Here is a 10,804-nt window from a genome sequence, read left to right as displayed (position 1 = left end):
GTTTTTTGGAGCGCCGTGTGCCAAAGGCACAACACAATTTAGCATGGGGCGCAGCCCCATGAATCCCGCGCAATCCAATCCCCTCGCCCGAAGGGGCGATAGCATTCGCGACTTGTGTTGTCCCTTCAGGACAAGGAGGTTTCTTTATCGCCCTCGTCCTTGGGCGATGCCCAAGGCTAAATTGTGTTGCACCTTAGGCGCAATCGAAGCTCCCTTCCCGCTGCCTCACCGGAATTTTTCTGCCGCCCCATTTTTCTGCCTCCATTTCATTCGTTTCGGCGATTGCATGGAAAGTAGGACAGGCATCCTGCCTGCTCCACGAATTCGCTGCGGCTGGAGGGGCGCAGGCCCTGCGACCCAGGCACGGAGCCCGTGCCTCTCCAGGTTTGACGTCGGAAGCAATAGAGCCCGCCGCCAATGAGGATTCGGTTGCGGCGGGCCATCGTCTTCTTTTGGAATGGACGATGGCCGAACGCGCGCGGATGCTTAACAGTGTAACCCAGAAAGCCGGTGCCGGTGGACTGCTCCGGCTTACATCGGGCGCGAAGGTTCGGTATACCATACTGCTCGGTCGTGGCGGAGTGCGGCGGCGGAACCAACGCTATAGATGGTAGGGGAGTTGAAGAATGATTTTACGAATAGTTGCTTTCATGCTCGCGGCGGCATCCGTCGCGCAGGCCGGACTTCGGATGGATGTGGGGCGTCCCGATCTGTCGGATTGGTCGGGGATTTCCGGGGCCGCGACAAACGAAGCCGAGTTCGGGAGCGGCGAACCGATTGCTTATGTGTACCACAACCAGAACCGGGTTTACCCGGGGCTCATGCGCAACTTCTACGGCGATTCCGCCGATTGGTACGACTATGCCGGGCTCTCGTTCGAGCTCTTTCTGGAGGAACCCACCACGGCGGAAGTAATTGCCGCCATCAAGACCGATCCGCTCGACCATATGGAACTGAATCCGGTGTCCACCGCCAAGGCCCTCGTGGCCGGGGCGGGGTGGAAAACGGTTTATCTGCCCTGGAGTCTGTTCGATGTAAACATCGGCCAGCAGGGCAATACGCTGCAGGCGGTGAAGGCGCTGGAGATCGTCGTGAATTCCGCGGAAAACCAACGGCTGAAGATCCGGAATGTCCGCGTGGTCAAGGGCGAGCGGCTCGCGCTCGAAGCAGTCGTGCAGGGGCGCTCGGTCGAAGCGGGAGGCTCGGTTCAATACGAATTTACGGTCGGCAACACCTCGGACGCGAAGCAAGGCGTCCGGTTGCATGTTCAACGGGTGGGCTGGGAATCGATGATCGTTTCGCTCGAAACCTCCGCGTTCGAGTTGGAACCGGGCGAAGTGAAAACGGTTCAGGTTTGGGTGGCCGTTCCGGCATCGCTTCCGGCAGGGATCCGCGAGAAACAGATCATCAAAGCCATCCCGGATGGCAAGGGGGCCGCATCCGAAACCATCGGGTTTCACACCGCCGTTCGGGTTCCAACGCCCAACATCGTCTTCACCGCCGACAAGTGGCAAGACGTGCGCAACAAGGTCGCCAACCATGACTGGGCCAAGCAGGCGTTGGCGGAATACGAAAAGGATGCTTCGGAGTGGAAGGTGCCGCAGGCCCGGTTCGATCCCAAGGATCCGCAGCAGGCGCTTTTCAATAAAACCGACGCTTTTCCGCTCAAGACCTGCGGCATTGCCTACCAGTTGACCGGGAACAAGGCGTATGCCGAGAAGGTTGCGGAACTGTTGCGCCGCCTCGTTCGGGAGGAAGACGGCTATCCGGTGACGCTCCGCGGCGGGAATATGTCGTTTGTCGGGGAAGGCGTCTTTTTCCAGGGGGTCGGGCGCGCCTACGACATGGTGCGCGATTCCGGCGTGTTTTCCGAGGAAGACCACCGCCTGATCGAAAAAACCTTCCGGCTCTATATCAACCGCACCATCAAAGGCAACGCGCGCGGCGCCATCAGCAACTGGAACGTGGCCGAGTTGAGCGGGGCGGTCTATTGCGCGCTCGCGCTGCAGGACTGGCACTTGGTCGAGCAGCTGCTGGAATCCCCGTCGGGCATCTATGCGCAGATCTACCACGGCATCATGGGCGACGGCTGGTGGTATGAATGCGCGGTGGGCTACAACACCTGGGTGGCCAGCGAGTTTTCGGAAATCGCGATTGCGCTGGAGCCGTGGGGCATCAATCTCAAGGACCGCAAATTCCCGATCGGCACCACGCCGTATTTTTCGCTGCAGGCCAGCCGGCGGGTTGCCGGACTCCACGGCATGGCGTTCGAAAAATGGGGCACCATCAACCAGAACAACATTGGCATCAAGGATATGTGGGATGCCGTCATCCCGTTCCTCGATTACCGCGGCGTCATCTTTGCGGTAAACGATGCCAAGGAAGACGTGGTGACCGGCACGCCGTATGAGTTGGCGTACTATCTCTATGGCGATCCCGAATATGCGGCGGTCATCAACCGCGGCGAAAAGCGCGACCTGCTTTACGGCGTGCCGGAGCTGCCGGACCCAACCTCCAAAAAAATGGCGCAGTCGGCCTATGCCGACAACTTCGGAGCCGTGATGCTGCGCTCGCAGGCCACGGGCCGCGAGCAGCGCGAACAGATCCAGGCGGTGCTGCACTATGGCTCGCACGGCGGCCACCACGGCCACTTCGACCGGCTCAACTTCATCAGCATGATGCGCTATGGCCGCAGCTTCTATAACCCGGAAATGTTCTGGTATGGCTACGGGTCCTATCTCTACAAATTCCTCGTCCAGACCTCCATGACCAAAAACATGGTGGTGGTCGACCAGAAACAGCAGGAGCCCAAAGAGAGCTTCCGCACCTTCTTCTACGAAGGCGACATGATGCAGGCCGCCTCCGTCGAAAGCGTCTCGCGATGGAGCCATCCGCCCTACGGCGGCATGATCTATTCGGGCAAGGAAAACATGACCTTCAAGGAAAAGGCGGAGGAGGAAGACCGCTCGCTCCGCATCCCGGACGATGCGCCGGAATACGGGAGCTGCACCGGTTACACCGAGAACATCGCGCAGCGCCGCCTGATGATCATGATGGACGACTACGTGGTGCTGGCGGACCACCTCGCCGGGGAAGAGGAGCACACCTTCGACTGGCTGATGCAGATCAAGGGCTTCCAGGGCATCACGGCCGACCGGTGCGAACCGCTCCGCCACGACGGCCAGATGAGCACGGACCCGTTCGGTGCGGCGCAGTTCATCACCGACTGCGATTGGTATCGGACGGAGGGCACGTCCCGCGCATCGTTCCGAACGCTTTGGGGCGAGGGGGCGGACAACGAAGGGGCGCGTATGCCGAACAGCGAGGACGGCGTACTGATGATCGATGTGTTCAATGCCTGGCCTCGGAACAACGAAATCATGATCGGCACCGCGCCCGAGAACTTCGGCGTCAACAAGCGCGTCTGGTACAGCGTGATCGCCGATGGCGACGTGGTCGAAGAAGACAGCACCGGCGCCTGGGTGCTGGGCGCTCGCAATATCGAAGTCAATATCTCCGGGAAAAAGGAGCTGGTGCTGAAAACCAAAACCCTAAAACCGAAGAACAACACCCTCTTCTGGGGCGATGCCCGGCTGGTGCTCGACGACGGCTCGGAGGTGTTCGTTTCCGCGTTGCCGGCCCGGTATGAAAACATCCGCCGGCCCAAGGTGGCGGGGCGGGATTACTATGGCGGGCCCATCAAGATCGAAGGCGTGCCGATGGACCGCTCGACGCCGGGCATGCCGGAAAACAGCAAGGAATCCGGCACCGTTACGGTGGACCTTTCCGGCTTGAAAGCCGTTGCCTTCAAGGCGACGATCGGCGGCGACTTCCCGATGGGCGACGAAGCGCAACGCCGTAAAACCCTGGCCGTTCGCTCCACCGGGAAAGACGCCCGCTATCTCTCCGTGATCGAACCCTACGAATCGGAATCCGCAGTGAAATCCGTGACGGCGAAGAGTGCCGACGAGCTGGTCGTGGAGCTCAACGATGGCCGCGTGCAGGAAATCGCCATCGCGGGATTCGACGGGGCGGGCAACGACATCCGGATTTCCGTGCGGGAAACCCGCGACGGCGAATGGCTCCGCGGCGAAACGACGGATTAGGCCGGAAGCACGGTTGGTTGGGATTCTGGCTGTACACAAAATTGCGCACCGTCTAGTTTGGGGGCCTTTGTGACGGCAGAATTTAACGGCGGAGGATACAGCAATGCGTAAGGTGCGGTTTGGGTTATTGATGATCGGTGGGATTGCGGCGGGAACCTCGTACGGGGCGAGGCCCTCCGCGGATACGCCCGACAATCCGAAGGCCGATATGGAATTCGTTCAGGAGGCCGCGGCGCCGGCGGAGCCGCTGACGCTTTGGTACCGCAAGCCGGCCACCCAGTGGGAGACCGAGGCGCTGCCCGTGGGCAACGGCCGTTTGGCGGCCATGGTCTTCGGCGGCGTCAACCAAGAGCGGATTCAGCTGAACGAAGAGACGGTCTGGGACGGCGAGCCCACCGATTATAACAATCCCGAGGCGCTGGCGGCGCTGCCGGAAGTCCAGCGCCTGATGTTCGAAGGGAAAAACGCCGAAGCCAAAAAATTGGCGGCCGCGAACATGCTGGGCACGCCTTACAAGGTTAAATCCTACCAAACGCTGTGCGACCTGCTGCTGGATTTTCCCGACACCGATAAGGTGGCGGGCTACCGCCGCGAGCTGGACCTGACCACGGGCATCAGCCGGGTCCAGTATACGGTGGACGGCGTTGACTACGTGCGGGAAGTCTTTGTGAGCGAACCGGATCAGGCGATCGTCGTCAACCTCAAGGCGAGCCGGCCGGGCAAGATCGATTTCGCCGCGCGTCTCGCCCGCGAAAACGCCACGACGGAATCGGCTTCGGGCAACCGCCTGATCCTGCGCGGCAAGCTCGGCGTCGCTTACGAAGCGCAGCTTTTCCCGTTGGTGGACGGCGGTGCCGTCGTTTCCAGCAATGGCGTCCTGGACGTTTCCAACGCGAACGAGGCGACGCTCCTGATCGTCGGCGCAACGAGCTATAACAGCGCAACCGACATTTCCGGCGATGCCTCGGCGCGTTGCGATGCCTACCGGCAGGCGCTCGGCCAAAAGCCGTTCGCCCAGCTGCGCGCAACCCACATCGCCGCCCACCAACCGCTGTTCGATCGGGTTAAACTCGATCTGGGAACAACCGACGCGGTCCAGCGGCCGACCGATGAACGGTTGCAGGCGGTGAAGGCCGGAACGTTCGATCCCCAGCTTGAGGTGCTCTACTTCCAGTTCGGACGCTATCTGCTGATTTCAAGTTCCCGCCCGGGGTCGTTGCCCGCCAACCTGCAGGGGAAATGGAACCCCTATTACAAGGCCCCGTGGAACAGCGACTACCACTTCAACATCAACTTCCAGATGAACTATTGGCCCGCGCAGGTGTGCAATCTGGCGGAATGCAGCCTGCCGTATTTCGACTATCTCGAAAGCCTGGTGCCGTTCGGCGAAAAAACCGCGAAGGTGCACTACGGCGCACGCGGCTGGACCATCCACCATCTCTCCGACCTCTTCGGCATGACGGCGCCGGCCGACGGGGTTTGGGGCGTTTGGCCGATGGGCGCGGCCTGGGCCGTGCGCGACATGATGGAGTATTACCGGTTCAACGGCGACAAGGAGTTCCTGGCCGAACGCGCCTACCCGTTGATGAAGGGGGCGGCCCAATTCATGCTCGATTTCCTGGTCGAAGCTCCGGCAGGAACCCCGGCCGCGGGCAAGTTGGTCACCAACCCGTCGCACTCGCCGGAAAACGCCTTCATCATGGACGATGGAACCAAAATCGAGTTCACCTATGCCGCATCGATGGATCTGGAAATCATCCAGGATCTGTTCGCCGGGTTGCAGGAAGCCGCCCGGGAGATTGATCCGTCCGGCCGGTTCGACGCGGAATTCCAGCAAGAACTCCAGGATGCGCTGGACCGGCTGCAGCCGGTGCAGATCAGCCCGAAAACCGGCCGGCTGATGGAATGGATCGAGGATTACCGGGAGAACGATCCCCACCACCGCCACACCTCCCACCTTTTTGGGCTGCACCCGGGGAAATCGATTACCAAAAACGCCGCGCCGGATCTCTATGAAGCCGCGCGCAAATCGCTGATTGCCCGCGGCGATCTCGGCAAGGGCTGGAGCATGGCCTGGAAGGTGAACATGTGGGCGCGGTTCCACGACGGAAACAAAGCCCATGAGCTGCTGACCAACCTGCTGACCAAGATGACGCTGACCAATCTCTTCGATACGCATCCGCCGTTCCAGATCGACGGCAACTTCGGCGGCACGGCGGCGTTCGCCGAAATGCTGCTGCAGAGCCACGACGGCGAAGTCCATCTCTTGCCGGCCTTGCCGGACGTTTGGCCGGAAGGTTCGGTTCGGGGCTTGCGCGCCCGCGGCGGATTCGAAGTCGACATCGCCTGGAAGGGCGGGGTGCTGACCCAGGCCCGCATCAAGTCGCTCAACGGCAATCCGCTCCACCTCCGTTACGGCGATAAAACCTTCGCGAAGCCACTCGCCCAGGGCGAGGTCTTCCTCTGGAATGGCCAATAGCACGGGCCGCGCGGACGAACGTTTCCGGGGCGTACACCCGCCGTCTTGTTGAAAGGGATTTCATGAACCACACAATCACATTCGCTGCCGATGCCCAGGGCCCGGCGATCAAGACATACCGCCCGCATTGGAGCCCGTGCGTCGGGGCGGGGCGCGCCGCCGAGGCGTTGCGCGCCGGGTGGATGGAACAGCTGGCGCTGGTGCACCGCGAATGCGGATTCGAGCGCGTCCGGTTCCATGGCCTCTTCCACGACGATATGTTCGTCTACCGCCAAAACGCGGACGGCTCCGTTACCTACAACTTCCAGTATGTGGACGAAATCTTCGACCGCCTGCTCGACCTGGGGGTCCGCCCGTTCATCGAGCTCGGCTTCTGCCCCGGGGATCTGGCGCGGCCGTCGGAAACGGTTTTCTGGTGGAAGGGCCACTCCGCGCCGCCGACCGACTTCGGCAAGTGGGGCGAACTGGTCCGCCGCTTCGCGGAGCACGTGGTGGCCCGCTACGGCATCGACGAAGTGGCGAACTGGTATTTCGAAGTCTGGAACGAGCCGAATCTCGAGCCGTTCTGGCATGGCACCAAGAGCGAATATTTCAAGCTCTACCAGGTTTCCGCCGAAGTCATCAAAGCGGTTGATCCGCGCCTGAAGGTCGGCGGGCCTTCGACCAGCAACTTTGTGCCGGACGGTCGGTTCGACGGCGAAACGGAAAACCTTTCCGAACACAAAACCGTCACCGCCGCAAAGGATCTCGATGCGCTGGAGTGGAAGCCGGTCTGGCTGGACGATTTCCTCGCCTTCTGCGCCGAGAACCACCTGCCGGTCGATTTCGTCTCCGTCCATCCCTATCCCACCGACTGGGCGCTCGACGAGCATGGCACGGGCATGAAGCTGACGCGCGGCGTCGACGCGACCCCGCAGGATCTGCAATTGCTTCGCGCGATCATGGATGCCGGCGCGTTCCCCGACGCCGAGATCCACCTGACCGAGTGGAATTGCAGTTCCTCCCCGCGCGATTTCACCCACGACTATCTCCAGGCGGCCACCTACGTGGCGAAGGCGAACATCGATTCCATCGGCTACGTGGACTCGCTTTCGTTCTGGACGTTCACGGATATTTTCGAAGAGAGCGGGGCGGGGGATACGGCATTCCACGGCGGCTTCGGCATGGTTAATTTCCAAGGGATTCCGAAGCCGACGTTCCATGCGTACCGCCTGCTGAACACCTTGGGCGGCGAAGTGCTTGCCCGTTCCGGCAACGGCATGGTCACGCGCGATCCGCAAACCGGCCGGTTGGCTGCGCTGGCCTATCACTATCCGCCGGAAGTCGCCCAAACCGTGCCGGGATCGTTCGACTCGCGCGCCGTCGCCGAACAGACCCTGGCCATGGGATCGCCCGTCGAAATGGTGATCGAGCTCACGGGGCTGGCCCCCGGAACGGAGTTCGTGGTCGAGCGGGTGGATCGGGACCATGGCGACGCGCTGTCGGCCTGGAAACGGATGGGATCGCCCGATCCGATCTCGCGCGAGCAAACCCGGCAGCTCAAGGAGGCGGCGCGGGCCACCGCCGTGCAAACCTGCTGCGTCGCGCATGACGGCACCCTTCGCATTGCCCGGACGCTTGAGCCCTGGGGGCTGCTAAGCCTGCTTCAAACAACGCCGTTCCCTTGACCACCGGCTACGCATGCCGGTCGGGAAGCATCGAGCCATCCTGCCATTTCCCGTCGACCAGGATCTGGTTGCGCACTTCCGGAATGCCGAAATGGTGCTCATTGATCAGGGAGACCAGCATGCGGACGGCGGCCTTGCCGATTTCTTCGGGGTTCTGGTTGATGCCGGCATCGATCGGCGTGTCGTGGATGCTCGTGGTGGCGATTCCGATGTCTTCGGGGACCCGGTAGCCGAGTTCATGCAGCATGGACGGGAGCAGTTGGTTGTCCGTTAGAATCGCATCGGGCCGGTTGCTTGCAAGCCAGGCGGCCAGGAGTTCCTGCTGCTGTTCGGGCGTATCGTTGGCCTCATAGCACATCGGGGGCACCTGCTGGTTGGCCGGCACGGTCTGCTGCGCCCGCAGGTAGCCGGCAACAAACATTCTTCTGGGGGTGTTCAGGCCGAAATAACCGATGCGCCGGTATCCCTTTTGATTGGCCCGTTCAAAGGCCCTTGCGCTGCCGGAGACCTGGGCGCTGGTCACAAAATGGTAGAGCGGGCCTTGCGCGCTCCGCCCGAAACGCACGCCGGCATAGTCCTTCCAAGGAAAGTCGTCCCAGTGGATCGGCGTGATCTCCCACGCCAGCGGGGCAATGAGCAGGCCGCGAATGCTGCGCGTCTTGAAAATGGTGTCCATGCGCGGCAGCGAAAGATCCGCCGTCCTGAACTCCTCCAGATGAAACCCCAGTCGCTGGGCGACTTTTTCCGCCCCCTTCCAGTAGAGCGAAAACTCCTCTTGTTTCAGGAGCCGCCCCGGATGTTGCAAGGGGTTGATCCATGCCAAGGTGGCCTGCACCGGTTTTTCCTGGTTGCTCAGCCGATAATGGGAAAGGGCAGACAGCATCGGATCGGGGTGGTAGCCCATTTCGTCGGCCTTTTGCTGAACGCGCAGCTTGGTGGCTGCGGAGATGCGCGGGTGGTCGCGCAAGGCCAGCGACACCGTTACATGGGAGATCCCGAGCTCCTTGGCAATATCGCGAAGGGTCACGCTCCGATGGCGTTCGTTTTCCGGCGGTTCGTTGGCGTTCTTGTTGGGCATGTCTACCTCATTGGGTGCGGTTTTTCGGGTTACCAAGTAAACGCACGGAAATCTACTGGAATTTGCTCCCAAAGCAATGCAAACGATTGGAAATCGCGGTGGGTTTAACAAGGTAACCTTTCCATTGGTCGCCGCGGTGTTCAACGTGCGGTATCCATACACCGTTCTGAGTGGTGCCGTGCACGATTCCGGTACGGCATAGCGAACAAAAAAGGAAATGGAGATAAAAATGAAATATAGAGCAATAATATGTGGATTGGTGATTGGGGCCATCGGGGTGCAAGCCGATTTTCTCACGCTCACGGATGAAATTTGCATCAAAGCCGACGGGAATGTGGCCCCCTTTGGCGTTCCGACGGATACCGGTACGTTGGGTCCCGATAATGGCGCCGCCTTTAGGTACACCGTGCGGGATCGTGAAACTGCATCGACATTCCGCATGGTCGCGACGTTCCTCAAATTCGACACGAGTTCCCTCTCGGTGGGTGATGTAAACGACGCCAATTTTTCGGCGACGCTTTCCATCGGTTATGTGGGCAGACTCAACGACGTGAACCATGGCATGGACCTGATGTTCGGGGTGGTTGCCGGTGGCGACTGGGACGACGACACGGTCGACGCCACTTTAAGTAATCCTGATTATGCATGGGGCGACGCCTCTGCGGATCAGGTAACCCTGCTCGTCGATGTGGCGAATTACGCAAATGCGACCAATCTCACGGTTGACGTTACCTCCCTCGTTCAGGGCTGGGTGAATGGCTCTACGGAAAATTACGGAATCACTCTGTTCGGTGCGGACAACGGCGATAACGCCACGAATGGCGCATATATGGATGGTGTCACGCTGGCAACCACCGTGATCCCGGAACCGGCCACGCTGGGGCTGGTTGCGGCGTTCGGTGCCGGCATCCTGTTCATCCGCCGCCGGTTCATGATTTGAGCGGGTTGGGTCCCGGAGCTTTGCCCGGGGCCGGTTAAACGGATTGGTTTGGAAAGGAGCGGCGGCTGCCGCTCCTTTTCTATGGGTGCGCCCGGAAGCCACAGACCCTGTCGCACGGATGCCGGCGCGGTCGGGTCGAGCCGCCGCTTCGAGGTGGCTCAGTCGCGATCCCCGCAGCCCCGGCGTTTCCGTTGTTTTTATGGAGAGTCGAGCGAACCGTAGAACGGTCCACCGGGCCGGTTTCTCTGCTCTAAAGCCAGTGGTCCTAAAATCGGCAGGACACGGCGTAGAGCAGAGGATATTGGCAGAATCACTTCCGAATAATTTATAACCCGACGCACCGATTATTTTGCCTCCACTTCATACGTTTTGGCGATTGCATGGAATGTCGGACCGGCATCCTGACGGTCTGCGGCGGATTGTAGGGCCGAAACGGTTGACGAAGGAGACCTTTCAGCCGTTCGATGAATCGGGGTCCGGCCCCGCCGCCAAGCCGTTTGGCGCCGGGTGCTGTGTAAGTCGGGATCGCCGATC

General features: G+C 61.0%; 5 protein-coding genes. 4 read left to right on the top strand and 1 reads right to left on the bottom strand.

Features of this window, described 5'->3' with window-relative positions; translation table 11 throughout:
* Positions 1 to 626 precede the first annotated feature (626 nt).
* The 3 genes from ABYO54_RS08020 to ABYO54_RS08010 all read left to right on the top strand — a co-directional run bounded on the left by ABYO54_RS08020 (position 627) and on the right by ABYO54_RS08010 (position 8,252).
* The gene (locus tag ABYO54_RS08020; protein ID WP_372807731.1) at positions 627 to 4,106 is read left to right on the top strand and encodes a hypothetical protein; all 3,480 of its coding nucleotides are present in this window, start codon (positions 627 to 629) and stop codon (positions 4,104 to 4,106) included.
* 130 nt (positions 4,107 to 4,236) lie between these two features.
* Complete coding sequence (locus tag ABYO54_RS08015) at positions 4,237 to 6,585, top strand: glycosyl hydrolase family 95 catalytic domain-containing protein (RefSeq protein ID WP_372807730.1); 2,349 nt, start codon at positions 4,237 to 4,239, stop codon at positions 6,583 to 6,585.
* 62 nt (positions 6,586 to 6,647) lie between these two features.
* Complete coding sequence (locus ABYO54_RS08010) at positions 6,648 to 8,252, top strand: GH39 family glycosyl hydrolase (RefSeq protein WP_372807729.1); 1,605 nt, start codon at positions 6,648 to 6,650, stop codon at positions 8,250 to 8,252.
* A gap of 7 nt (positions 8,253 to 8,259) precedes the next feature.
* Here ABYO54_RS08010 and ABYO54_RS08005 read toward each other — a convergent pair whose 3' ends face one another.
* Positions 8,260 to 9,330, bottom strand: coding sequence for a LacI family DNA-binding transcriptional regulator (locus ABYO54_RS08005; protein WP_372807728.1), 1,071 nt, complete (start codon positions 9,328 to 9,330; stop codon positions 8,260 to 8,262).
* A 229-nt stretch (positions 9,331 to 9,559) separates the two neighbouring features.
* Here ABYO54_RS08005 and ABYO54_RS08000 point away from each other — a divergent pair, with 229 nt between their 5' ends.
* On the top strand, positions 9,560 to 10,270 hold the full coding sequence (locus tag ABYO54_RS08000) for a DNRLRE domain-containing protein (protein ID WP_372807727.1): 711 nt from the start codon (positions 9,560 to 9,562) through the stop codon (positions 10,268 to 10,270).
* The last annotated feature ends 534 nt before the right edge of the window (positions 10,271 to 10,804 follow it).

Source organism: Pontiella sp., assembly GCF_041622395.1.
In the GTDB taxonomy this organism is placed as follows: Bacteria; Verrucomicrobiota; Kiritimatiellia; order Kiritimatiellales; family Pontiellaceae; genus Pontiella.
This window is presented reverse-complemented; position numbering and strand designations above follow the sequence as displayed.